We start from the raw sequence: 24,633 nt of genomic DNA on the forward strand, positions 1-24,633 counted from the left end.
CTATAATTGTTCTTAACGATGAGACGAAGGAGCTTTGTGATGATCGAACTAAAAAAAGGCGTACGCTTGCACGTTATCGCCACAAAAAAATATAAAACGATTCAACTCTACGGGCGTTTTACGACTCGTTTAACGAAAGAAATTATGACCAGACGGGCACTCTTAGCAAATTTATTAGAAACAAATTCGCTACATTATCCCGATCAAACTAAATTAAGCGGGAAATTGGCGGAGCTTTACGGCGCCAGCTTTGGTTTAAGTGTTGGACGCAAAGGCAATCTGCATTGGCTAGATGTCGGTCTTGGGGTCGTGAACGGAAAATATGTTGAAGATCCGCAGCTATTACCTGACGCATTAGACTTTTTACAGGAAATTTTATTCAATCCCAATATTCGTGAAGGGAAATTCGATGAGCAGACCTTCCGTTTAGAAAAGGAGAATCTGCAAAGCTATATCGAGACGCTGCAGGAAGATAAACAAACGTTGGCCTCTTTAAAGATCAAAGAGACCTATTTCACTGACGACGCGCAAAAACTGCCAAGCTTCGGTACGGTCGAAGACTTGGCTAATGAGACCAGCGAAGGCTTGGCGGCGTATTATCAGGAAATGATCACGCAGGATCAAGTAGACTTGTTTGTGATTGGGGATGTAGAAGAAGCAGAGATGTTAGAGCTGTTCAAGCGCTTGCCCTTTACTGAGCGCGAAGAAAGTTTCCCATCAATTTATTATCATCAAGCCCATGACAATGTGATTCGCCAACAACAGATTCAAGAAACCGTGACGCAAGGAAAGCTGAACTTGGCTTATGCGACAGACGTCTATTACGAAGACCTCGATCGTTTCGCGCTGTTAGTCTTTAATGGCCTGTTCGGCGGCTTCCCTCATTCAAAATTATTTATGAATGTACGAGAAAAAGCTAGTCTGGCATATTACGCCTCCAGCTCCTTTGATACCTTCCGGGGCTACTTGCAAGTTCAAACTGGGATCAACAGCGACAATCGCGAAAAGGTTCTGCACTTGATCGCAGAGCAATTGCTTGAGTTACAGGCGGGAAAATTTACTGAGTTGGCCTTCCAGCAAACCAAAGCGATGCTGAAAAATCATTATTTGTTAGGTTTGGATAGTATGCAAAATACGATCGAGACAACTTATTTGGCGCAATGGCTGCCGCAAAGTAAACTGACAGACGAAGAATGGTTGAAACGGTTAGCGGCTGTGACACCGGAAGATGTCCAACGAGTCGCGAAAAAAATTCGTTTGCAGGCGATCTTCTTCTTAGATGGAGGACAGCAACATGGATAAAGTAGCGTATCAAAAAATCAATGAGACCTTGTATAAAGAAATTCTGCCCAATGGCTTGACGGTCTATCTTTTGCCGAAAGCCGGCTATCATAAAACGTACGGGCTATTTAGCACTAATTATGGTTCGATCGACAATGAATTCATTCCCCGCGGTGGACAAGACTATGTCAAAGTACCAGACGGGATCGCGCATTTTTTAGAACATAAAATGTTTGAAAAAGAAGATGGGGATGTCTTCCAAAAATTTGGTGAGCAAGGGGCATCAGCCAATGCCTTCACCAGCTTTACCCGGACCAGCTATCTATTTTCAACGACGGATCAATTGGAATTAAACTTAGGAACGTTGTTAGACTTTGTTCAAGCGCCCTATTTCACGGAAGAATCGGTGCAAAAAGAGCAAGGCATCATCGGTCAAGAAATTCAAATGTATCAAGACGATCCAAGTTGGCAGCAGTTTTTCGCCATTTTGAAAAATATGTATCCGAAGCATCCGCTGCATATCGATATCGCCGGAACGATTGAGTCGATCGCGGAGATCACAGCGGAGGATTTGTACACCTGCTACAATACCTTTTATCATCCTAGCAACATGACGTTGTTTGTTGTGGGGAATCTAGAACCGGAAGCTTTGATGGACTTCATTCGGGAAAATCAAGCCGCGAAAACGTTTGAGGCACCGGAAACGATCCAACGTCGCTTCCCGCAAGAGACACCAGCAGAGATTATCAAGCTCAGTGAAGAAAACATGCCGATTACGATTCCTAAAGCGATCGTCGGTGTCAAAGGTCTGGCGGAATTACCAACAGATGACAAGGAACGATTGATCTTCAAAGTTTCGCTGGATTTATTGTTCCAAATGTTGCTAGGGACGACCTCACAAAATTATTTACAGCTGTATAATGAAGGTCTGCTAGATGATAGCTTCGGCTATGAATTCTCGCTAGATCGCAGTTTCTATTTTGCGGATTTTGGCGGCGATAGTGAGGAACCACAAAAATTAGCGGATCGTTTGACGGAGATTTTACTGCATTTTGCGACGGACCCAGAGCTTAATCAAGCAAATTTAGACTTACTGAAGAAAAAGATGTTAGGAAAATATTTCCAATCTTTGAATTCCTTAGAATACGTTGCAAATCAATTCACGCAATCATTGTTTGGTGATTGGACGTTGTTTGATATGCCGGAAATTATTCAGGAAATCGAATTAGCGGATGTGTTAGCGGCGGGGAAATTATTTATTAAAGAAGAGGCCTTCACCCGTTTTTATATGGAAAAGGAGGCGTAAGATGCCTTACGCGTTAGTCATGGGTGCCAGTGGAGATATCGGCCAAGCCATCTGTGAGAAATTGGCAGGAGAAGGCTGGTCCCTTTACTGCCACTACAATCAACAAAAAGCGAAAGTCTTAAGTTTCGTTTCAGACTTACAGAAACGTTATCCTCAGCAAGATTTTTTTATGGTATCCTTAGACATGTTGAGGGAAGCGGAAATCCCTCATTTCTTAGATCAACTCTTTCAAGTGGACGGGATCGTTTTTGCCTCAGGTTTTACTTTTTATGAGTTATTACCAGAGACCAAAGCTGATCAGATGGAAGCTTTATGGCAAGTTCATTTAAAGACACCGTTACTTTTGCTACAAGCCTTACAGGAAAAATTGGCTAGAAATAACAATGGGCGCGTGGTCTTTATCGGTTCAGTCTATGGTCATCGTGGCAGCAGCATGGAGACGGTCTATAGTGCTGTCAAAGGGGCGCAGGAGGCTTTTGCTAAGGCGTATGCCAAAGAAGTTGCCACCTTGGGAATCACGGTCAATGTGGTGGCGCCTGGAGCGGTTCAGACAAAGATGAACACGAATTGGACGGAGCAGGAATTAGCGGAGTTAAACGCGGAGATTCCTTTGGGACGGTTAGCCGATCCGAAAGAAATCGCAGCAGCCTGTCAGTATTTATTTTCAAAAGAGGCCAGTTATACGACCGGGATCGTTTTGCCGGTAGCTGGTGGTTGGATGGAATAAAATCCCTTGTTTAGTGAAAGTCTGCAGTGTCTGTGAGAAAATGATCGAAGAATGACAGTGAGATGAATGAGCTGCCAAATTCATTTTATGAATGGGCAAGCATAATGAAAATAGGATATAGGAGTCGAGAATCAAGTGGCTAGTATTAATATTGGAGAAACGTTACGCAAAGCCCGTATCGATAAAAAAATCAGTTTAGATGAACTGCAGCAGCGCACAAAAATCCAAAAGCGCTATTTATTAGCGATTGAAGAAAATGACTTTCATGAGTTGCCGAGTGATTATTATTTGCGGACGTTTATTCGCCAATATGCAGATGAGGTAAACGTGGACGGCAATCATTTGATCGATGTTTTAGACGGTAAGGATCGGCCGTTGCCGACGTATCCGGAGCTTCAAACCGTCGATGAGTTGCGAAAAAATAAACACGCGGAGAATCCTACTCGGGCTCGTTTTAGAGCGACGCTGCCGATGGTTGTTTTAGGCTTGGTAGCTTTGGCAATCATTTCAGTGGTTGGGTATATGACTTGGCTGGATCATCAAGAGACCGCTATTATTCCCGAAAACAGTTCTGTCCAAGTCGAGCGCTCAGAAAATACGTCATCACAGGCAGAAAAAGTTTCGTCGTCACAGCCAAAACCAACGGTGGAATCTTCTAAGCCGCCGGAAAAACCAAAAATGGCCTTAGCGATGGAAAACAATACCGTCAATGCTGCAACAATGAAGGTCGATCACGCGGAAAAACCATTGAAGCTTACTTTTACAGGTAAAGAACGCGTGTGGATCGGGGTGCAAGTTAACGGTGCTTTGATTTATCAATATACCTTACAGCCGGGTGAGTCACAAACGACCGAATTACCCGCGGATACTGCCCAAGCGCTGATCACTATCGGGATGGCGAAATACGCAGACATCAAGGTCAATGATCAAGGTCTGGATTTTCAACCGGGAGACTCTTTGCTAAAAAAAGACATTACCTTAAATATCGCCTACGCTGCTTAAAAGCCGTAGGAAAGTTACATAGGAGGAATCAATGATGAATTTACCAAATAAATTGACGGTCGTCCGAATCTTTATGATCCCATTATTTATGGTTGTTGTCTTAGCGCCATGGGATTGGGGCACGTTACAAGTTGGCAATACGACTTTAGCGGTCACACAATTAGTCGGTGCGATCATCTTTGCTATCGCTAGTTACACGGACCATTTAGATGGGAAAATCGCTCGCGCTCGCGGACTGGTGACCAACTTCGGAAAATTCGCTGATCCTTTAGCGGATAAAATGTTAGTGATGACCGCCTTTATTATTTTAGTTCAACAAGGCAAGGCACCTGCGTGGGTCATCGCGATTATCGTCTGTCGAGAATTAGCGGTAACCGGCTTGCGTCTTCTGATCGTTGAGCAAGGTGGCGGTGTAATGGCAGCGGCGATGCCAGGGAAAATCAAGACTACTACACAAATGGTCGGAATCGTTTTATTATACTTAAACAATGTACCTTTCAATTATATCGGGATTCCGATGGATCAAATCATGCTGTATATCTGTTTATTCTTTACAATTTATTCAGGGTATGATTATTTCGCTAAAAACACTGGACTATTTAAAGGCTCTATGTAAAAAATGCTTAGGACGTGCCGTGAGGGTGCGTTCTTTTTTTTATTTTTGAGCCAATTCTCAAAGCCTTTTTGAAATAAAAATGATATAGTTGAGAAAAATGCGTATCTTAATGTTAGAAGGAAGAGGATTACATGAAAGCAGAGATCATTGCTGTAGGAACGGAACTTTTATTAGGACAAGTAGTCAATACGAACGCGACTTTTTTATCAGAAAAATTAGCGGATATGGGGATCGAAGTTTATTTTCATACAGTCGTCGGTGATAACCCCAAACGTTTGGAGGAATTATTGCATTTGGCCGATTCACGCAGCGATTTGATTCTTTTATGCGGCGGCTTGGGACCAACCGATGATGACTTGACGAAAAATGTTTTGGCTGATCACGTCGGCGTGCCGCTCGTGCAAAATGCAGCAGGCTTAGCAGCGTTAAACGCCTTTTTCGCACAGCGTCAAAGTACGATGACACCGAATAATCTACGGCAAATCGAGACCCTGCAAGACGGGATTCCATTACCGAATCGGACGGGGCTAGCCATTGGCTGTTTGTATAAAGGAACAAAGAACAATTATATTCTGTTACCGGGGCCACCTAGCGAATTGAAACCAATGTTTTTGGAACAAGCGCGTCCGCTACTAGAAAAAGAATTTCCGACGACGGAAAAATTGACCTCACGCGTCCTACGTTTCTTTGGTATCGGCGAATCAAAACTAGTGACGGATTTAGCAGAAATGATCGAACATCAATCCAATCCGACGATTGCTCCCTACGCCAAACCCAATGAAGTCACGTTAAGAGTCACAGCTAAGACGGAAGATGAACGCTCAGCGAACGCCTTATTGGATCAAACAGAAGCAGAGATCTTAGCGAAGGTCGGCGAATTTTTCTATGGATACGGCGAGGAAAATAGTTTGGTTGAAGTGGTCGTTGAACTATTGAAAAAGAAAAAAATGACGATTACGGCGGCAGAAAGTTTGACGGCGGGAGAGTTCCAAGCGACCTTAGGAACGATTTCAGGCGTTTCAGAGGTCTTTCCCGGTGGTTTTGTAACTTATTCCAAGGCGACGAAGGTAAGCTTCCTAGGGCTTGATCCTGAGCATCTAGAGCAAACGGGTGTTGTTAGCGAGGACTGCGCGAAAGAAATGGCAGAAGCTGCGCTGCGTTTAGCTGGGACAGACTATGCATTGTCCTTTACGGGTGTTGCCGGTCCTAACGAATTAGAAGGGCAACCGAAGGGAACGGTTTATATTGGCTTGGCGCAAAAAAATGGACCGACCGTAGTGACAGAAAATCACTTCACTAGAGATCGTTCGTATGTTCGTCATAGCTCCGTGATGAAGGGTTTAGACATGTTGCGGCGAGCAATTCTAAACAAAAATTAAAAATGCGAATGTTTGTTCGTTTTTTGCTTGCTTTTTTGATTTTAAACCGATAAACTAAGACTATTGAAAAAGCAATAATGATGTGAGCGCATTGCCAGTTCTATTTCTTGCTTTGGCAAGATCAGTAGAAGGGTATGCATACGAGAATTTTTGGATTTTTACGTTAGAGAAATTCATCCATTGTTAACGAGCAAGCTCTTTAGCAAAATAATATACGTGTTGAACATCAATTTCATTTTTCGTTTTTTGAAAAATAATTACATTATAGGAAATAGGAGGATCAGCTATTGGCAAATGATCGCAAGGCGGCTTTAGATGCTGCAATGAAGAAGATTGAAAAGAACTATGGAAAAGGCTCGATCATGAAATTAGGTGAAAAGGTTGATCAACAGATTTCAACGATCCCAAGTGGTTCTTTAGCATTAGATGTAGCATTAGGTGTCGGTGGATATCCACGAGGACGGATCATTGAAGTCTATGGACCAGAAAGTTCTGGTAAAACGACGGTTGCCTTACATGCTATCGCAGAAGTACAAAAACAAGGCGGTACAGCAGCTTTTATCGATGCTGAGCATGCGTTAGACCCGCAATATGCGCAACGTCTAGGTGTTAATATTGACGAACTATTGCTTTCACAGCCAGATACTGGTGAGCAAGGGTTGGAAATCGCTGATGCGTTGGTTTCTAGTGGCGCTGTTGATATCATCGTTATTGACTCTGTAGCAGCGTTGGTTCCTCGGGCTGAAATCGATGGTGAAATGGGTGACGCTCACGTTGGTTTACAAGCACGTCTGATGTCACAAGCATTGCGTAAATTATCTGGTTCTATCAATAAGACGAAGACGATTGCGGTCTTCATCAACCAAATTCGGGAAAAAGTCGGCGTAATGTTCGGTAACCCAGAAGTTACTCCTGGTGGACGTGCGTTGAAGTTCTACGCGACTGTACGGTTAGAGGTCCGTCGTGCGGAACAATTGAAAAACGGTACAGATATTGTTGGTAACCGGACGAAGATCAAAGTCGTGAAAAACAAAGTGGCTCCTCCTTTTAAGGTGGCTGAAGTGGATCTGATGTATGGCCGGGGAATTTCACAAGAAGGCGAACTCTTAGACATGGCTGTAGAGCAAGATATCATCGACAAGAGCGGTGCTTGGTATGGCTACAAAGAAGATCGGATCGGTCAAGGTCGTGAAAATGCGAAGAAATATTTAGCGGACCATCCAGAAATGATGGCTGAAGTCGATACACGTGTGCGGGCTGCTTACGGTATCGGTGAAGCAGGTGAAGCGGCTGAGGCAGACGAAGCAGGACAAGAAGAACTGCCATTAGACGAATAAAAAACAAATCGACACTAATGACAAAGGCTATTTGCTCGGTCATTAGTGTTTTTTTGTGGAATTTTCAAAACAAAGCAAAGCGCTTTAACGGGAAGTCTGCCAAAAGAGAAATAAAGTTGACACGCTATCAGACAAACATTAGAATAAAGTTGTGTGACACCACACATATGCAAGTAGGCATATTGATAATTTGACATTCGTTTATCAAAAAACTACAGATAGGTAAATAAGATAGTACGGAGGTGGATTTAATGTTAGTTCCGATTCTCCTCGCTATCATCGGTTTAATTGTCGGTCTTGGTTTGGGTTTCATGGTGGCAAAATCACGCCATGAAAAAGAAATTGATGGGGCACAAAACACAGCTAGAGGGATCATTACGCATGCTAATAAAGAGGCGGAGACCTTAAAGAAAGAAGCTTTGTTGGAAGCCAAGGAAGAAAACCAGCAGTATCGCGCACAAGTTGAAAGTGAGTTGAAAGAAAGCAGACAAGAATTAAAATCGCAAGAAAATCGCTTGCTTCAAAGAGAACAAACCTTAGATCGTAAGGATGATTCTCTTGAAAAGCGTGAGCACTCACTTGAAGAAAAAGAAACAAAAATCAGTGCTAGACAGCAATTAATTGACGAGCGAGAAAAAGATGTAGAACAACTGATCGATGAACAAAAAACAAAACTTGAACAAGTTGCGTCATTAACTAAAGATGAAGCAAAAGAAATGATTATGAAGACGACGGAGGAGGAACTGAACCATGAATTGAACGTCATGGTCAGAGAATCTGAACAACGGGCCAAAGAAGAAGCTGATCGCAAAGCGAAAAATCTTCTGGCAATGGCTATTCAACGTTGTGGTGCGGATGCCGTTTCTGAGACAACCGTTTCAGTGGTAACTTTACCAAATGATGAGATGAAAGGTCGCATCATTGGACGTGAAGGCCGTAATATCCGGACGTTAGAAACATTGACGGGGATTGATTTGATCATTGATGATACCCCAGAAGCAGTTGTTTTATCAGGCTTTGATCCAATCAGACGGGAAATTGCCCGCATGACTTTGGAAAAATTGATTCAAGATGGTCGAATCCATCCAGCACGAATCGAAGAAATGGTCGAAAAATCGCGTAAAGAAATGGATGAACGCATTCGCGAATATGGGGAACAAGCAGCCTTTGAAGTGGGCGCTCATACCTTGCATCCAGATTTGATCAAGATTTTAGGACGTTTGCATTTCCGTACCAGCTACGGTCAAAATGTTTTGAACCATTCCATCGAGGTTGCCAAGTTGACGGGAGTCCTTGCCGCAGAATTAGGCGAAGATGTTCAGTTAGCACAACGCGCTGGCTTGCTTCATGATATTGGTAAAGCGTTAGATCATGAAATCGAAGGCTCACACGTTGAAATTGGGGCAGAACTTGCCGCTAAATATCGTGAAAACTCAGTAGTCATCAATGCCATCGCTTCTCACCATGGAGACACCGAAGCCACTTCAGTGATTTCCGTATTGGTTGCCGCAGCAGATGCCGTATCAGCTGCACGACCAGGGGCACGAAGCGAATCACTAGAAAACTATATTCGCCGTTTAGAAAACTTGGAAAATATTTCCAACAGCTTTGACGGAGTAGAATCAAGCTTCGCAGTTCAAGCTGGGCGAGAAGTTCGTGTCATGGTTAAACCAGAAGAAATTTCAGATTTGGATTCTGTTCGCTTAGTCCGCGACATCCGTCGTAAGATCGAAGACGAATTAGATTATCCAGGACACATTAAAGTCGTGGTTATCCGTGAAACACGAGCAACCGATTATGCAAAATAGCTAAAAGCCTCAGAAATGAGGCTTTTTGTTTTGCCAGTTCTGCTTTTAGCAGTGACTATCGTTTAATTAGTAAACTTTGTTTTAATCAAGATTAGAAACAGACAGTTTAGCAGAATGGTATGTCAACGAAGGTGGAAATAAATTTTGTTAAAAATTTATCTCTACCCTTTAGAGTTGACTGCCTATTTTTCTTCGCGCTTCAGCGCTTAGAAAAATCGTATGTGTGCTGAGGATCAAATTTATTTTTCACGGGCTTCGAAAAATAAAAACCTTAAAGTGAAATAGCTGCCAGTTCTGCTTTTCGTAGTGACTATCGTTTGATTAGTAAACTTTGTTTTAATCAAAATTAGAAATAGGCAGTTTAGCAGAATGGTATGCGTACAAAAAAAGCGTCCTTAGTTTGAGCTAGTTGCCAGCAGTTTTTATGTTTTTGATTTTTAAAGGGAACAACCACAAATCGTAGATTAAAAATAACTAATCATATTTGATTGGAATCATTAATTTAAAAGGATGGCTTCAAAACAAGAATTCATTTAGAATAGAGTAACAAGAAAAGGAAGAACGGGAGAAGAAGGATGACGACTATTAGTCGCTGGTTCAAACGATATGCCACGTTGCTTAAAATTATTTTTTTCGGGGTTGTCTTATTTTTCGTCGCTAATCAGGTGAAAAATATTGCCCATGGAATGAGCTGGCAAACGGTTTGGCAAACAATCAAACAACAGGATCAAATCGCATTACTAAGTATGTTCGGAATCGGCCTTTGCGGCGTTCTCCCCATGCTTTTATATGATCACGTTGCCATCACGACGCTGGAAGCGTCGGGGCGTCCGCGGATGAATCGCAGAGAGTGGTTGGTGTCTGCGTGGACGACCAATACGATCAATAATTTAGCCGGCTTTGGCGGTGTGGTCGGCGTGAGTTTGCGCTCAAGTTTTTATGGCAAAGGGATGGAAAGAAAAAAAGTGCTGGCGGTGATTTCTAAGATCGCTCTGTTTATGTTGGCAGGTCTTTCGATCATGGCATTTTTTACAGCATTGGATTTGTTTTTCATTCAAACACAAAGTCCGTTTGTTCGTTATCGTTTTTGGCTGTTAGCAGGAGGGGCGTTTGCGCCGATTCTTTTCGGTTTTGTTTATGGCCGGCGCCGGACGATTTTTAAAGAGTTCCAGCTGAAACAAGTTTTAGAATTGTATATCGCTTCGATTGGTCAATGGCTGGGGGCTTTAACAGTCTTTTTAGTAGTCGGCTACTTGATGGGAGCGAAGGTGAATGTGGCTGAGGTTTATCCGATGTTTGTGATCGCCACCGGCTTAGGGATGCTGACGATGGTCCCAGGGGGCGCTGGGACCTTTGACGTCATGATGATCTTAGGGCTGGGGCATCTTGGTCTCAGTCAAAGTACGGCTGTGGTTTGGATTTTATTCTATCGAATTTTCTATTATCTTGTGCCATTTGTTACAGGCATCGCGATCTTTTTGACCAATACGAGTGTCAAAATGAACCGCTATTTTGATAATCTGCCGCGCCTGCTTTCCCAAAAATTTGCTCATGTAATGATGGTCAGTGCGGTTTATTTTGCTGGGATCATGATGATTTTATTATCGACGTTAACGAATTTATCTAATATCAGCCGCTTGTTTCAAGTGCTGCTGCCCTTCTCTTTTGATTTTCTAGACCAGACCTTGAATTTATTGATTGGTTTCTTACTGCTAGGCTTTGCCCGCGGCATCTCGCAAAAAGTCAAACGGGCTTTTTGGCCGACGATCTTATTATTGATTTTCGGGATTGTTAACACGGTGGCTCGGACGGCATCGATTCGCCTGATCGTCGTTTACTTGGTGATTTTATTGATCGTCTGGATGTCACGGAAAGAATTTTATCGTCAACGGTTTGTCTATTCATGGGGCGCATTGCTGTTTGACGGCGTGTTGTTCGGTCTACTATTTATTTTCTACGCAGTGGCAGGTTATCACAGTGGACAAATTTGGAGCACCGAACGGTTATCAACGAAGTATTTCGCCTTTCCTTCTGAAGAAATTTGGTTTTCCGGTCTGCTAGGATTGATTCTATCTATTTTGTGCTTAGCGATCTTATACCAATATTTGACGCAGAGCGAGGAAAAAATCGGAACGACTTGGGACGAGAAACGTTTCAACTATTTAATCAATCGTTATGGTGGGACTGCAGCCAGCCATTATTTACGCGTCACCGGCTACCGCTATTTTTATTATCAAGAAAATGGCAACGATCAGATCGTTTTTGGCTTCCAAACGAAAGCAAATAAATGTTTTGTCTTAGGTGATCCAGTGGGAAATCCGAAAAAATGGCAGGCGGCGACATTGGCGTTTATGGAGTACGCCGATCAGCATGGCTACCAACTAGCGTTTTATAAAATTTCAGAAGAATATGTTTTGCTGTTGCATGATCTAGGCTTTCACTTTGATAAGATTGGTGAGACAGGGGTAACCGATTTTACTCAGCATAAACTGGAAGTATTCTCTGATCGTTTTGAATTCAAACGCTTAACTAATGAAGGTTATCAATTCATTTATTTTGAAAAGTTGCCTGACGAAGTTTTCGATGAACTAGAAGAAATTTCGGATGAGTGGTTAAATGGGGAAAAAGAAAAATGCTTCTCTGTGGGTCGTTTTGATCGCGGATATATCGAAACCAGTAATGTTGGGATCGCTCGTGATCCGCAAAATCGAATCGTTGGTTTTATTACGGAACAACCAATTAATCAGGAAAATGCCTCTTTTGACTTACTGCGTTTTCGGAACGATGTACCGAATGAATTGCCGACGTTTCTAAAATTGCATTTAATGGATGAATTGAAAAAGCAGGGCTATCATGAGATTTATCAGGGGATGGCGCCGCTAGCCAAAGTGGGGGAGACCTCCTTTGCCTTTTTCGGAGAGCGTATCATGAACTTGATTTATAAATATGGTCATTCAATCTACGCCTTTCAACAAGTCGCTGAGGAAAAAACGATCTACGTGGATCAATGGCGGCCGAGATATTTTGCTTATATGAAGGACAGTAACTTCTTATTTTCTGCCCTACAGCTATTATTATTGATTGGCCGTGGAAAGAATAAGGGTGCGACTATCTCAGAAGAAATGATTGAACTGTAAAAGAGGACCTGACAGAAGTATTCGGCTTATTTCCATAGCAGCTACTGCTGGAATGTCGTTTATTCGTAAAAAGAACCTGTGACAAAATTTTGTCACAGGTTCTTCTCGTTTAAACAGCAGTTAATCAATCGAGATCGCTTTGCCTTTTTTCTCTTCGTAATCGGTTTTTGGCAGCTTCAAGGTTAGGACGCCGTTTTCAAATTTTGCGTTGATTCTTTCTTCGTCAATGCTTTTTACGACAAATTGCCGGTGAAAGGCACTGCTAGAACGTTCTCTGCGTACAAAACGGCCATCATCTTTGACTTCGTGTTCACTGGTGTGTTCGGCATCAATCGAAAGAATTTCATTGTTGTACCGAACGGAAATTTCTGATTTTTCAAAACCGGGCAAGTCTGCTTTGACTTCATAGTGATCATCGAGATCGCGAATATCAACACTCATTTTTCGATCATCCCAAAACGTGTTCATGAGGCGTCCCATTAAATCTTCTCCATCTAGCCAATCATTTTTCGGCAGTAGATTCATAACGCATTCCTCCTTGACTCCTATTTTTTAGCTTAAACAGTAACCGTCTTCATCACTGACAACTTCTTCTATTATAATGGTAAGACCTGAAAGCGAAATTTTCAACTATTTTGTAAGCCCTATGCTAGAATGAAGTATCTATACATTTTTTATAGGCTATGATAGAATCGTCTAGTGAAAAATTTGAACGGGTGAGAAAATGGAAGTTACGGAAAAAGCCCCAGCAAAAATCAATCTAGGTCTTGATATTTTAGGTAAGAGACCAGATGGGCTGCATGAGTTATCAATGGTGATGGCCAGTATTGATTTGGCTGATCGCTTACACTTGGAAGAAATTCCGGAAGATACGATCATTATTGAGACGAATAAAGCTTTTTTGCCCACGGATAAAAAAAATCATGTCTACGAGGCGTTGGATTTAGTCAAGCAGCGCTTTGACATAAAAAAAGGCCTACGGGTCAAAATTCATAAAGAAATACCAGTAGCAGCTGGACTCGGTGGTGGTTCAACGGATTCCGCCGCAGCACTGCGGGCGGTCAATCGCTTGTGGAATCTCGACTTATCGATTGAAGAATTGGCTAGTTTAGGTGCTGAAGTTGGTTCGGATGTTCCTTACTGTGTTTACGGTCAGACATCGCTAGTCGAGGGTTTCGGTGAAAAGGTTACGCCGCTTGCTCCGATGCCGCAATGTTGGGTGGTCGTTGTAAAACCTCGCATGAGTGTCTCCACCCGTACGATTTTTTCAAAGATTGTGATGGAGGAGATTTATCATCCGAATATCTCTGCTTTAGTGGAGGCAATCGAAGCCGATGACTATCAAAAGCTGACGGAGAATCTTGGAAACTCGATGGAAGTTGTCACGATCAAAAAGCATCCTGTCATTCAACAATTAAAAGATCGAATGTTGAAATACGGAGCGGATGCAGCGATGATGAGCGGCAGCGGACCGACCGTTTACGCGCTCTGTCATAAATACTCGCGCGCTAAGCATGTTTTTAATGCGCTGAAGGGCTTTTGCGATGAAGTCTATCTAGTGCGTACGTTAAAGTAGATCCTTGAGGGTCTATTTTTTTTGATTATCAGCTGTCTGAATGCTTGGAAAAAAGTGACAAGCTTAGCTTAAAATAACAAAACGATCATATGAAAGCAGATGCAGGTAGAAGCTTTCATATGAACCGAAAGTCATCTGTTTTACGGTTTAACAAAGTTTATCGAATTCAAATCGTAAATTTTACGCTTTGGGTTGACGGATAGAAAAACATCTGCTAAATTAATTCTTGTCTTAAAAAGAGAAGAAGGTGTATTAATAGATGAAAAAACAAAAAGGACTACTTATCTTAGGAACTGTGCTACTATCGATTCTATTGGCTGCTTGTGGTACGCAGGAAAAAAAGGAGGCATCCTCGAATGATAAGATTCAAGTGATGACGACTTTTTATCCCATGTATGAATTTACGAAGCAAGTGGTAGGAAATAAAGGGAATGTTGAATTATTGATCCCAGCTGGAACCGAGCCTCATGATTTCGAACCTTCCGCCAAAGACTTGGCGAAGATCTCGGATTCGGATGTGTTTGTTTACAACAGTCCCGAGCTGGAAACTTGGACGGATAATTTGACGGATACAATCGACACGAAAAAGACAGAGATCATTCAAGCGTCGAAAAATATTACCTTAATGGAAGGTGCCGAGCATGATCATGAAGAAGCCCACGACCACGATAGAGAAGAACATGAGGAACATGGACATGACCACGAGTTAGATCCCCATGTTTGGTTAGATCCTGTCTTAGCTATTAAAGAAGTGGAGACGATTCGCGATCAGTTAAGCAAGAAGTATCCAGAGGACAAAGCGACTTTTGAAAAAAATGCGGAAAGCTATATCGATGAGTTGAAGGCAGTAGATCAAGAGTATCAAACAGCTTTCAAGGATGCAAAAGAGAAAACATTTGTGACCCAGCATGCGGCGTTTGGTTATTTGGCAAAGCAATATGGCTTGACTCAAGAAGCAATCGCCGGAATTTCACCAGACCAAGAGCCTTCACCAAGCCGCTTGAGCGAGTTGAAGCACTATGTGGAAGACCATCAAGTTAAAGTAATTTATTTTGAAGAGAATGCCTCCTCGAAAGTCGCAGAAACGTTATCAAATGAAACAGGCGTAAAATTAGAAGTGTTGAATCCCTTAGAAAGTCTGACCGACAAGCAGATTAAGGACGGGGAAAATTATCTTTCAGTGATGCGTGAGAATTTGACGGCGCTAAAAGAAAGTATTCATTAAAGGAGAGACGAGAATGTCGTATATCGAGGTGGAAGGCCTCTCATTTTATTATGACAATGAACCGGTGTTAGAAAACGTGTCTTATCACGTAGATCCAGGGGAATTCGTCATTTTGACAGGAGAAAATGGTGCCGCAAAATCGACATTGATCAAAGCGACATTAGGCTTATTAAAACCTAGCAGTGGGAAGATCACGATTGCTAAAAAGAATACCCAAGGAAAAAAATTAAGTATTGGCTATATTCCACAACAGGTGGCGTCATTTAATGCTGGATTTCCTAGTACCGTTTTGGAATTGGTGGAATCGGGACGTTACCCTCAAGGAAAATGGTTCAAAAAATTATCTGACCGCGACCACGAACATGCGAAGAAGGCGTTGGAATCGGTCGATATGTGGAATATGCGGCATAAAAAAGTTGGGGAATTATCCGGCGGTCAAAAACAACGGATCAGTTTGGCGCGATTATTCGCCAAAGATCCAGACTTGTTTATTTTAGATGAACCGACAACGGGAATGGATGAAAAATCCCGCAATGACTTTTATGGCTTATTGCAGCATAGCGCCCATGCTCATGGGAAAAGTATCTTGATGATCACCCATGATCATGATGATACAAAAAAATATATTGATCGTCATATTCGATTGGTACGGAAGGAGAATTCAAAATGGCGTTGCTTTCATATGAATTCATGAGACGAGCGTTCCTAGCGGCGATCTTCATTGCTGGAATCGCACCTATGCTAGGCGTCTTTCTTGTTATTCGGCGGCAATCGTTGATGGCGGATACTTTGTCTCATGTGTCGCTAGCAGGTGTGGCGCTAGGCTTTTTCTTAAACTTAAATCCAACCGGTACAACGTTATTAGTCGTCGTAATTGCGGCGATCATTATGGAGTATCTGCAAAATATGTACAGCTCCTATTCAGAAATCTCGATTGCGATCTTAATGGCGGCTGGTTTAGCGGTGGCGCTAGTTTTGATGAGTTTAGCACCAGGTAGTTCGGCAGTCAGCATTCAATCGTATTTGTTTGGTTCGATCGTAACGATTACTTGGCAACAGGTTGTTTTTCTAGGGATTTTATTTGTCCTTGTGGGGATTTTATTTCTTTTATTTAAACGACCAATGTATGTCCTGACTTTTGATGAAGATATTGCGGCAGTCGATGGCTTACCTGTCCGCATGATGTCTATGATCTTTAATGTGGTCACTGGTGTCGCCATTGCGATCATGATCCCGATTGCGGGAGCCTTGTTGATCTCAGCGATTATGGTGTTACCGGCGGCGATCGGGATGCGAGCTGGAAAAAGCTTTAATATCGTGATTTTGATCAGTGTTTTAGTCGGTTTTATCGGTATGATCGGTGGTCTGACAGGATCTTATTATTTGGATACACCGCCAGGAGCGACGATCACTTTAGGCTTTATCATTTTATTTTTATTAGTTAATGGAATTCGACAATTGAGGTTTTTAATTCAGCGTAGACAGCTGCAAAAATAGAGGAAAGCGAAAGCTTTTCCTCTTTTTTTGTGGAATAATTAATAAATTCCGAACTTTTGCACTTTAAAACAAGAAAATACTCGAATTTTATTCGCTAAACCCTTATAATGGGAAACGATAAATCAGAATAGAGTGCTATTTGCTTATCATAAGTTTTGTGAGCACAACGAGGAGATTCGTTGAGAATCAAAATTTTTTAATGAATAAAATAAATACTTAGGAGTGAATTATGTGAAAGTGCGTCGAAGTGAACGTTTAATCGACATGACACAATATTTATTGGATCATCCACATGACTTGATCCCATTGACTTTTTTTGCGGCCCGCTACGGTTCGGCCAAGTCTTCCATCAGTGAAGATTTAGCGATTGTTAAAAAAACTTTTAAAGAGCGAGGAACGGGATTTTTAGAAACGATTCCCGGAGCTGCGGGAGGCGTCGTCTTTACACCGAGTATCACCGACGAAGACGCGCGAGAATACATTGAATCCTTAGCTGAACGCTTGTCAGAGGAAGACCGCTTGTTGCCAGGTGGCTATGTGTATTTATCCGATATGTTAGGTCAACCAGACTTATTAAGAAAAGTCGGCCGGATTATCGCTGCACAATATTTAGATAAAAAAGTTGACGCAGTGATGACGGTAGCGACAAAGGGTGTACCAATCGCTCAAGCGGTGTCCTACTATTTGAATGCGCCATTTGTCATCGTTCGTCGGGATTCAAAAATCACGGAAGGTTCAACGGTCAGTGTCAATTACGTTTCTGGCTCGTCTGAACGAATCGAAAAAATGGAGCTTTCAAAGCGCAGTCTAAAACGCGGTTCAAAAGTTTTGATCGTGGATGACTTCATGAAAGGCGGCGGGACCGTCAACGGGATGAAGAGTTTGATCGAAGAATTCGAAGCTGAGTTAGTGGGGATCACGGTCTTTGCGGAATCGAAATTCAAAGGTGAACGGGCCATCGACGACTACAATTCATTGCTATTTGTCCAAGATGTTGATACAAGCACCAAGACGATCACGGTTGTACCAGGTAACTGCTTCGATAAATAAATTCAAAGCTAGTTTTTTCAGACTCTCTCCACTTTTTTAATCGGGAGTCTAATGAGCTAGCCTTTTTTACGTTCAGCTAGTAAAATGATATACGTGTTGAGAATCAGACTTATTTTTTATCTTGGGGAAATAAATCTATTAAATTGAAATAGGATGTCAGTTCTACTTTGAGCTTTAGCCCATTAGTAGAATGATATACGTGTTGAGAATCAAACTTATTTTTCTCTTAGAAAAATAAATCCATTAAAACGAAATAGGATGTCAGTTCTACTTTGAGCTTTAGCCCATTAGTAGAATGATATACGTGTTGAGAATCAAACTTATTTTTCTCTTAGAAAAATAAATCCATTAAAACGAAATAGGAGTGACTTCTTTTGGAAAATCGTTATGCGATTATTTTAGCGGCGGGTAAGGGAACTCGCATGAAATCAAAATTATACAAGGTTTTGCATCCTGTAGCAGGCAAACCGATGGTGGAACATATTATTGAACGAGTAGTTGAGACTGAGCCAACAGAGATTGTGACGATCGTGGGCCACGGGGCGGAAATGGTCAAAGAGCAATTAGGGGACCGTAGCGAATATACGCTGCAAGCAGAACAATTAGGGACTGGGCACGCAGTCATGCAAGCGGCGGAATTTTTAAAAGGTAAGCAGGGCACCACGTTAGTCATCAGCGGCGATACGCCTTTATTAACCACGCAAACCTTGAACAATTTATTTGATTATCATCAAGGCAAGAAGGCTAGTGCAACGATCTTGACTGCTCATGCAGAAGATCCTACGGGCTATGGCCGGATTTTACGGGATCATGTTGGTATCGTTGAAAAAATCGTGGAACAAAAAGACGCAACACAAGAAGAAGCCCGGACACAAGAAATCAACACGGGCACTTATTGTTTTGACAACGAAGAATTATTCGCCGCCCTTGAAAAAATCGGCACGAATAATGCCCAAGGCGAATATTATTTAACCGATATCGTAGAAATCTTAAAAAATGACGGTCAAACAGTCGCAGCGTATCAAACAGAAGACTTTGAAGAATCCCTAGGTGTTAATGATCGTATCGCTTTAGCTAACGCGAATGCAATCATGCGTCGCCGCATCAATCGTCAGCATATGGTCAATGGTGTTACCTTTATCGATCCAGCGACAACCTACATTGACGCCGGCATTGAGATCGGTTCAGATACGATCATCGAACCCGGTGTACAGCTGCAAGGCAAGACAGTGATTGGCTCTGATTGTGTGATTGGGGCTCATTCAAAGATCGTAGACAGTATCATTGAAGACAATGTTGAGATCAAGTCTTCCGTCTTAGAAGAAGCGATCGTTCGCAAAAATGCGGATGTGGGTCCACATGCCCATCTACGTCCACAAGCGGATATCGGTGAAAATGCGCATATCGGCAACTATGTCGAAATTAAAAAAGCAACCATCGGAGAAAATACGAAGGTTGGTCATTTAACCTATGTCGGTGACGCAACACTAGGCAAAGATATCAATGTCGGTTGCGGCGTGGTTTTTGTCAATTATGACGGGAAAAATAAACATCATACAACAGTGGGAGATCATGTCTTTATCGGATCGGGAACCAATATTATTGCCCCAGTCACTATCGCAGACAATAGTGTCACAGCGGCAGGTTCAACCATTACAGAAGATGTCAAAGAAGGCGATATGGCTATAGCTCGAGCTCGTCAAGTAAACAAAGCTGGGTATGCCAGTCACTTGCCTTTTTAAGGGAAATCTCTTGATTTCTTAAATGGAAATGACTAGTATTTTATTTGAAATGGTATATAATCGGTAGCGTATGCTTAAAAAGAAAGTGGAGGTCCTCATGTCGAAACATTATTTTGATCCAAGATTGAAAATTTTTGCTTTGAACTCAAATCGTCCCTTAGCTGAAAAAATTGCTGAAGAAGTTGGTGTAGAGCTGGGAAAAAGTTCTGTCACTCAATTTAGCGATGGCGAAATTCAAGTAAATATTGAGGAAAGTATTCGTGGCTGTCATGTCTATGTCGTTCAGTCAACAAGTAGTCCGGTAAATGATAATTTAATGGAACTTTTGATTATGATCGATGCCTTGAAACGCGCGAGTGCAAAAACAATCAACGTCGTAATGCCTTATTACGGTTATGCACGTCAGGACCGTAAAGCACGCGCACGGGAACCAATTACTGCAAAACTAGTTGCCAACATGATTGAAAAAGCAGGAGCAACACGTCTGTTAACGTTAGATTTACATGCTTCACAAATCCAAGGTTTCTTTGATATCCCGGTTGACCATTTGATGGGTGCGCCATTGATTGCAGATTATTTCTTAGAAAAAGAAATCTGCGGCGATGATGTCGTAGTTGTCTCGCCAGATCACGGCGGCGTAACACGCGCTCGTAAATTAGCCGAATTCTTGAAAGCTCCAATTGCGATTATCGACAAACGTCGTCCGAAAGCGAATGTTGCCGAAGTGATGAACATCATCGGAAAAGTCGATGGCAAAACGTGTGTGATTATCGATGATATGATCGATACAGCAGGTACCATCACACTAGCTGCTAATGCGTTAAAAGAAGCTGGCGCGAAAAAAGTCTACGCTTCATGTACTCATCCCGTTTTATCTGGTCCAGCAATGCAACGGATTCAAGATTCAGCGATCGAGCATTTAGTTGTGACTGATTCAATCTACTTATCTGATGAACGTAAAATCGACAAAATCGATGAAATCAGCGTTGGTGAATTAATGGGCGATGCTATCAAACGCATCCATGAAAATAAACCCGTTAGCCCGTTGTTTGAAACACATAAAAAATAAACTTATTACTAGGCACTCCATGCGGGTGCCTAGTTTTTTGTACTGATAAAGAGATGAAAAAATAAAGCCGTGGATCGTTGGATGACAATCCATGGCTTTTGAAAGTTAAAGTGACAAATTTTTTTTGAGAAAAAAGGATTAACGATCCGCCTGCGATTAATAGAAGCCACAGCTAATTCACGTTAAGGGGTTTCATTTTACAGATAAAAAAAAGGAGCTCATCGGTGGGTGGCCGATGAGCAAAGGAGTTAAAAAATGAAAAAGTGTTAGGGTTGTTTGTTGGTATGCTTATATAATAGCAACTAGTTGTGAATAAATTGTGAACGATGCTCGACGATAAATAAGATAATAAGTTAAGAAAAAGTAATGGCATTTTAACTGAATTAGTTTTGTCAAACATTCGCAAGCAAAAAAAGAGCTCGTCGGTGGGTGGCCGACGAGCAAAGGAGTTAAAAAATGAAAAAGTGTTAGGGTTGTTTGTTGGTATGCATACATAGTAACAACTAGTTATGAAAAAAATATGATGAAAGACTAGCGAATCCGTTAACTTTAAGAAAAATGAAGTCAATAAGTAACATTAGATTAGTTTTTGGTAAATGGAGTCAAACGTATTTTAGACAAAAACCGCCCGACAAGAAGTAATAAAACTCTTGTCGGGCGGTTCATTTTTTTATTCATAGACGCGATTTTTCTTATCGTAGATTCTACGCAATTCAATATACAATGGAACTAATTCATTTTTTGTATACGGAAAATCTAGTTGATACAATGGAATATGTGGTTTTTCCTTTTTCAATAATGAAGAAGAACTAATGATTAAATCATAATCATCCTTCAATGAAACATCGTAAGGCTCGGCATTGATAAAACGTAAATCTTCTAAAAAGCGATACAGATCGCGAACAAAGATTGCATTATGCTCCAAAGCAATACCGACACTCAAATTTTTTGCATAAGGGAATTGATTGAAGTATGGCAGCAGCAGTCGTTTGAATCCTCTTGTTAGCATCGGATGAACAGAACTAATGAAGCTGTAAGAAGGATTGTCTTTAGCCATCTGCATAAAGTTTTGGATATTTTGGAACAGGATGTATTCGCCGCGTGTTTGTTTTTCGTTTGGATCCATTACTAATTCAATGATGCTTGGGAAAGGCTGGCGGAAAATAAAGTAGCCAAACGTGATGTTCAAAAGATTTGATACAACGAGCGGATCATCCATTACTTCAGGACGGTCAGGAAATAGTGCCTTTTTAGCGAACAATCGAAACTCCATCACAAAATCATTGACTGGATTTGGCCGCGCATCAAAATCGTGGATGGCTTGTTTCATACTTGGATCGTCGCGAATCGTGTAAAATGGTGAATAGTGAGCAAGAAAATAAATAAAACTCGATTCCCCTTTGACTTGGCGAGTCGTTAGTGGTTCTTCAATGAGCTCTCGTAATGAAGTGAAATCATAATAAGGATTGTCCTTCATTAAGAAGTTGTAACGAGGATCGTATTTAACGAACTTTTTATTTTTGATGCGGATCAAATTGATACAACTAAATAATTTAATTTCTTGCGTACCAAAATAAGTCCGAGCCAGTGGGTAATAATCTTTATAAGTATTCATGACTTGCTCAAGCTGGTGTTGATCCACGACTAGCGGACATTCGATTCCCCGCGTTCCTAACCATAAAAGATCAAACAACGCTAGACGAATCAAACGTTCATCACCAGACATGCCAGCTTCTGTATATGTAAAACGGATATTGAAACGCTTCAGATGCTTTTTTAATTTATCGATTTTGCGAGAAACGGTCGAGCGGCTGACAAAATATTTTTCACAAAATTTTTCGATTGTTGGATTTTCTTCATTCATGAAGTATAAAATGAATTGGAACGGGACTGCTTGTTTCAATAGATGGTAGCGGTAAATATCGATCGTCGCAGTGAGATTCTCCAAGTTAACCTTACCTGCACGCATCATGATTGTCTCGTGATTCGGACTGATCTCCGCTAGTTCCTGATCGATTTCGTTTAGCTCAATCACGCTTTGTTGATAATTTAGTTCTAAATCTTCTGATAATTGACTGATCGACAAGATTTGTTTTGTAGATTGGTTTAAATATTTAAAAATATTAAAACGTAAGAGGAGCGACGAATCAAACATAAGTTCCTCATATGACATCTGTTTTCCTCCTTTTATTAAATTACTCTATTAATATGAACTTTTTTAACCAGAATACCTCCTATAATTGTACTTTATTTACACAGAACTGTCAGTTATTAACAGACAAAAAGTGAGTAATTTTATATAGTTAAAAACAAATTTCATGCTATTCTAAGAAAGAAGGTGAAAAAATGACAAAATCCCGTTTAGAAGCATTTACAGATGGTGTAGTAGCGATAGTTTTAACCGTTTTGGTGTTGAATATTCAAATACCAGATGCACCCACGCTGGCTTCTTTGAAAGCTATTACGAATATTTTATTTGCTTATGTCGTCAGTTTTATTTTTGTAGCGGTCATTTGGGTGAACCATCATCGGATGATGCAGATGGCGGAAAAAATCAATTATCGAGTGATTTGGGCAAATATTTTTTGGTTATTTTGGCTAACGTTATGTCCGGCTGTGACAAGTTGGGTCGGTCGCGATCCTGGGGAATTTTGGCCTGAAATGTCCTATGTCATTATTTATACGATGTGGAGTTTTTCTTATGGTATATTGTCTGATCAATTAATCAAGGCGAATGATCCGAATAGCCATGTTGCAAAAGTGCTGCGAAGAGATCGTCGCAGCAGAGTGTCAATGGTAATTAATTTCGCGGTGATGGCGGGCGTCTTTATTTTCCCGCCAATCGGAATATTTGGCCGCTTTTTAGTTTCGGGTATTTGGGTGATTTCTTACCGTACGGCGAATAGGTACTATGAAAAAATCTTTCATCGAAAGAAAGCGTAGCAAAAAGACTCTGACAGAAGCAGTAATTGCTTTTCTGTCAGAGCCTTTTTTTTGTTTATGGTTCAGGATGCAAGACGCGGTGTAGGAATTCTTTGGTCCGAACCTCTTTTGGATTAACAAAGATATCCTCAGGTGTGCCTTGTTCAGCGATTACACCTTGATCCATGAAGATCACGCGATCGGAAACTTCTTTGGCAAAAGCCATCTCATGAGTGACGATCACCATCGTTAAGCCGCTTTCGGCTAATTTTTTCATGATCTGCAACACATCGCCGACCATTTCTGGATCGAGAGCGGAGGTTGGTTCATCAAATAGCATGACTTCGGGGTCCATTGATAAGGCCCGGGCGATTGCGACCCGTTGCTTTTGCCCGCCGGAAAGCTGTGCTGGTTTCGCGTCAACGAAGCGATCCATGCCAACTTTTTCCAAGTTTTCCAACGCGACTTTTTTCGCTTCCTCTTCTTTGCGCCCTAAGACGGTTACTTGACCACTCATACAGTTTTGCAAAACGTTCATATTGTTGAACAAGTTGAAGGATTGAAAAACCATTCCTAAGTGAGTACGGTATTTTGGTAAATTATATCCCGGCGCCAAAACATTTTCACCTTGATACAAAATTTTACCATCTGTTGGTGTTTCTAATAAATTGATGCAGCGGAGAAAGGTTGATTTACCAGAACCAGAGGCGCCGATAATGGTCACGACTTCTCCTTTGTTGACATTCATACTGATATCTTTTAAGACGAGGTTGTCGCCGAAACTTTTTTTCAAATGCTCGATTGCAATGATATTACTCATAATGATCCTCCTTATTCGTAGTAAAGAATTAATTTTTCATCCAGAAAAATTAGTTTTATCCTCATGCCGTATACCATTCCGCTAATCTGCTAAAGCAGAACTGGCTAACTCTTGTTTAAGAATTCATTTTTCTAAATTC

20 protein-coding genes are annotated in these 24,633 nt (G+C 41.5%); 17 read left to right on the top strand and 3 right to left on the bottom strand.

Annotation, left to right across the window (positions count from 1 at the left end):
- The first annotated feature begins 39 nt into the window (after positions 1-39).
- The 9 genes from yfmF to mprF all read left to right on the top strand — a co-directional run bounded on the left by yfmF (position 40) and on the right by mprF (position 12,593).
- Positions 40-1,302 carry an EF-P 5-aminopentanol modification-associated protein YfmF gene (yfmF, locus tag IGI54_RS00470; protein WP_071861769.1) on the top strand — a complete coding sequence of 421 codons (1,263 nt, stop codon included), beginning with the start codon at positions 40-42 and terminating at the stop codon, positions 1,300-1,302.
- Positions 1,295-2,587 carry an EF-P 5-aminopentanol modification-associated protein YfmH gene (gene yfmH, locus IGI54_RS00475; protein ID WP_071861768.1) on the top strand — a complete coding sequence of 431 codons (1,293 nt, stop codon included), beginning with the start codon at positions 1,295-1,297 and terminating at the stop codon, positions 2,585-2,587. The genes yfmF and yfmH overlap by 8 nt, the downstream gene beginning before the upstream one ends.
- 1 nt (position 2,588) lies before the next feature.
- Positions 2,589-3,314, top strand: a complete 726-nt coding sequence (gene ymfI, locus IGI54_RS00480; protein WP_071861767.1) for an elongation factor P 5-aminopentanone reductase — start codon at positions 2,589-2,591, stop codon at positions 3,312-3,314.
- Positions 3,315-3,449: 135 nt separating this feature from the next.
- Positions 3,450-4,316 carry a RodZ domain-containing protein gene (locus IGI54_RS00485; protein WP_071861766.1) on the top strand — a complete coding sequence of 289 codons (867 nt, stop codon included), beginning with the start codon at positions 3,450-3,452 and terminating at the stop codon, positions 4,314-4,316.
- 34 nt (positions 4,317-4,350) lie between these two features.
- Positions 4,351-4,932, top strand: coding sequence for a CDP-diacylglycerol--glycerol-3-phosphate 3-phosphatidyltransferase (gene pgsA, locus IGI54_RS00490; protein ID WP_071861765.1), 582 nt, complete (start codon positions 4,351-4,353; stop codon positions 4,930-4,932).
- A gap of 131 nt (positions 4,933-5,063) precedes the next feature.
- Positions 5,064-6,311 (top strand): competence/damage-inducible protein A, encoded by a 1,248-nt coding sequence (locus IGI54_RS00495; protein ID WP_430620853.1) that lies wholly within the window; start codon positions 5,064-5,066, stop codon positions 6,309-6,311.
- A gap of 287 nt (positions 6,312-6,598) precedes the next feature.
- Positions 6,599-7,648 (top strand): recombinase RecA, encoded by a 1,050-nt coding sequence (gene recA / locus IGI54_RS00500; protein WP_071861763.1) that lies wholly within the window; start codon positions 6,599-6,601, stop codon positions 7,646-7,648.
- Positions 7,649-7,899: 251 nt separating this feature from the next.
- Positions 7,900-9,456, top strand: a complete 1,557-nt coding sequence (gene rny, locus IGI54_RS00505; RefSeq protein WP_071861762.1) for a ribonuclease Y — start codon at positions 7,900-7,902, stop codon at positions 9,454-9,456.
- Positions 9,457-10,031: 575 nt separating this feature from the next.
- Positions 10,032-12,593 (top strand): bifunctional lysylphosphatidylglycerol flippase/synthetase MprF, encoded by a 2,562-nt coding sequence (gene mprF / locus IGI54_RS00510; protein ID WP_430620854.1) that lies wholly within the window; start codon positions 10,032-10,034, stop codon positions 12,591-12,593.
- A gap of 120 nt (positions 12,594-12,713) precedes the next feature.
- Here mprF and IGI54_RS00515 read toward each other — a convergent pair whose 3' ends face one another.
- Positions 12,714-13,118 (bottom strand): Hsp20/alpha crystallin family protein, encoded by a 405-nt coding sequence (locus IGI54_RS00515; RefSeq protein WP_071861760.1) that lies wholly within the window; start codon positions 13,116-13,118, stop codon positions 12,714-12,716.
- A gap of 199 nt (positions 13,119-13,317) precedes the next feature.
- Here IGI54_RS00515 and ispE point away from each other — a divergent pair, with 199 nt between their 5' ends.
- The 7 genes from ispE to IGI54_RS00550 all read left to right on the top strand — a co-directional run bounded on the left by ispE (position 13,318) and on the right by IGI54_RS00550 (position 20,752).
- Positions 13,318-14,169, top strand: a complete 852-nt coding sequence (gene ispE / locus IGI54_RS00520; RefSeq protein ID WP_430620855.1) for a 4-(cytidine 5'-diphospho)-2-C-methyl-D-erythritol kinase — start codon at positions 13,318-13,320, stop codon at positions 14,167-14,169.
- Positions 14,170-14,428: 259 nt separating this feature from the next.
- Complete coding sequence (locus IGI54_RS00525; protein WP_430620856.1) at positions 14,429-15,394, top strand: metal ABC transporter substrate-binding protein; 966 nt, start codon at positions 14,429-14,431, stop codon at positions 15,392-15,394.
- A 13-nt stretch (positions 15,395-15,407) separates the two neighbouring features.
- The gene (locus tag IGI54_RS00530) at positions 15,408-16,088 is read left to right on the top strand and encodes a metal ABC transporter ATP-binding protein (protein ID WP_071861757.1); all 681 of its coding nucleotides are present in this window, start codon (positions 15,408-15,410) and stop codon (positions 16,086-16,088) included.
- Positions 16,061-16,891, top strand: a complete 831-nt coding sequence (locus IGI54_RS00535; protein ID WP_071861756.1) for a metal ABC transporter permease — start codon at positions 16,061-16,063, stop codon at positions 16,889-16,891. The genes IGI54_RS00530 and IGI54_RS00535 overlap by 28 nt, the downstream gene beginning before the upstream one ends.
- 231 nt (positions 16,892-17,122) lie before the next feature.
- Positions 17,123-17,941, top strand: coding sequence for a pur operon repressor (gene purR / locus IGI54_RS00540; protein WP_071861755.1), 819 nt, complete (start codon positions 17,123-17,125; stop codon positions 17,939-17,941).
- 374 nt (positions 17,942-18,315) lie between these two features.
- A complete protein-coding gene (gene glmU / locus IGI54_RS00545; RefSeq protein ID WP_430620857.1) occupies positions 18,316-19,683 on the top strand; it encodes a bifunctional UDP-N-acetylglucosamine diphosphorylase/glucosamine-1-phosphate N-acetyltransferase GlmU in 1,368 nt (455 codons plus the stop codon).
- A gap of 97 nt (positions 19,684-19,780) precedes the next feature.
- Entirely contained in the window at positions 19,781-20,752 is a 972-nt protein-coding gene (locus tag IGI54_RS00550) for a ribose-phosphate diphosphokinase (protein ID WP_071858651.1), read from the top strand.
- Between the two features lie 670 nt (positions 20,753-21,422).
- Here IGI54_RS00550 and IGI54_RS00555 read toward each other — a convergent pair.
- Positions 21,423-22,925: a helix-turn-helix domain-containing protein gene (locus tag IGI54_RS00555; RefSeq protein WP_311901261.1), complete on the bottom strand. Its 1,503-nt coding sequence runs from the start codon at positions 22,923-22,925 to the stop codon at positions 21,423-21,425.
- A 173-nt stretch (positions 22,926-23,098) separates the two neighbouring features.
- Here IGI54_RS00555 and IGI54_RS00560 point away from each other — a divergent pair, with 173 nt between their 5' ends.
- Positions 23,099-23,695, top strand: coding sequence for a TMEM175 family protein (locus IGI54_RS00560; protein WP_071861752.1), 597 nt, complete (start codon positions 23,099-23,101; stop codon positions 23,693-23,695).
- A 55-nt stretch (positions 23,696-23,750) separates the two neighbouring features.
- On the opposite strand, the gene IGI54_RS00565 is transcribed toward IGI54_RS00560, so the two are convergent.
- Positions 23,751-24,494, bottom strand: coding sequence for an amino acid ABC transporter ATP-binding protein (locus IGI54_RS00565; protein WP_071861751.1), 744 nt, complete (start codon positions 24,492-24,494; stop codon positions 23,751-23,753).
- Positions 24,495-24,633: the final 139 nt, after the last annotated feature.

It is taken from the genome of Enterococcus sp. DIV0800, from assembly GCF_050559735.1.
In the GTDB taxonomy this organism is placed as follows: Bacteria; Bacillota; Bacilli; order Lactobacillales; family Enterococcaceae; genus Enterococcus_A; species Enterococcus_A devriesei.

Coding starts and splice junctions, on each gene's coding strand:
- yfmF (WP_071861769.1), top strand. CDS start 40: ATGATCGAACTAAAAAAAGGCGTACGCTTGCACGTTATCGCCACAAAA.
- yfmH (WP_071861768.1), top strand. CDS start 1,295: ATGGATAAAGTAGCGTATCAAAAAATCAATGAGACCTTGTATAAAGAA.
- ymfI (WP_071861767.1), top strand. CDS start 2,589: ATGCCTTACGCGTTAGTCATGGGTGCCAGTGGAGATATCGGCCAAGCC.
- pgsA (WP_071861765.1), top strand. CDS start 4,351: ATGAATTTACCAAATAAATTGACGGTCGTCCGAATCTTTATGATCCCA.
- IGI54_RS00495 (WP_430620853.1), top strand. CDS start 5,064: ATGAAAGCAGAGATCATTGCTGTAGGAACGGAACTTTTATTAGGACAA.
- rny (WP_071861762.1), top strand. CDS start 7,900: ATGTTAGTTCCGATTCTCCTCGCTATCATCGGTTTAATTGTCGGTCTT.
- mprF (WP_430620854.1), top strand. CDS start 10,032: ATGACGACTATTAGTCGCTGGTTCAAACGATATGCCACGTTGCTTAAA.
- IGI54_RS00515 (WP_071861760.1), bottom strand. CDS start 13,118: ATGAATCTACTGCCGAAAAATGATTGGCTAGATGGAGAAGATTTAATG.
- ispE (WP_430620855.1), top strand. CDS start 13,318: ATGGAAGTTACGGAAAAAGCCCCAGCAAAAATCAATCTAGGTCTTGAT.
- IGI54_RS00525 (WP_430620856.1), top strand. CDS start 14,429: ATGAAAAAACAAAAAGGACTACTTATCTTAGGAACTGTGCTACTATCG.
- IGI54_RS00530 (WP_071861757.1), top strand. CDS start 15,408: ATGTCGTATATCGAGGTGGAAGGCCTCTCATTTTATTATGACAATGAA.
- IGI54_RS00535 (WP_071861756.1), top strand. CDS start 16,061: ATGGCGTTGCTTTCATATGAATTCATGAGACGAGCGTTCCTAGCGGCG.
- IGI54_RS00550 (WP_071858651.1), top strand. CDS start 19,781: ATGTCGAAACATTATTTTGATCCAAGATTGAAAATTTTTGCTTTGAAC.
- IGI54_RS00555 (WP_311901261.1), bottom strand. CDS start 22,925: ATGTCATATGAGGAACTTATGTTTGATTCGTCGCTCCTCTTACGTTTT.
- IGI54_RS00560 (WP_071861752.1), top strand. CDS start 23,099: ATGACAAAATCCCGTTTAGAAGCATTTACAGATGGTGTAGTAGCGATA.
- IGI54_RS00565 (WP_071861751.1), bottom strand. CDS start 24,494: ATGAGTAATATCATTGCAATCGAGCATTTGAAAAAAAGTTTCGGCGAC.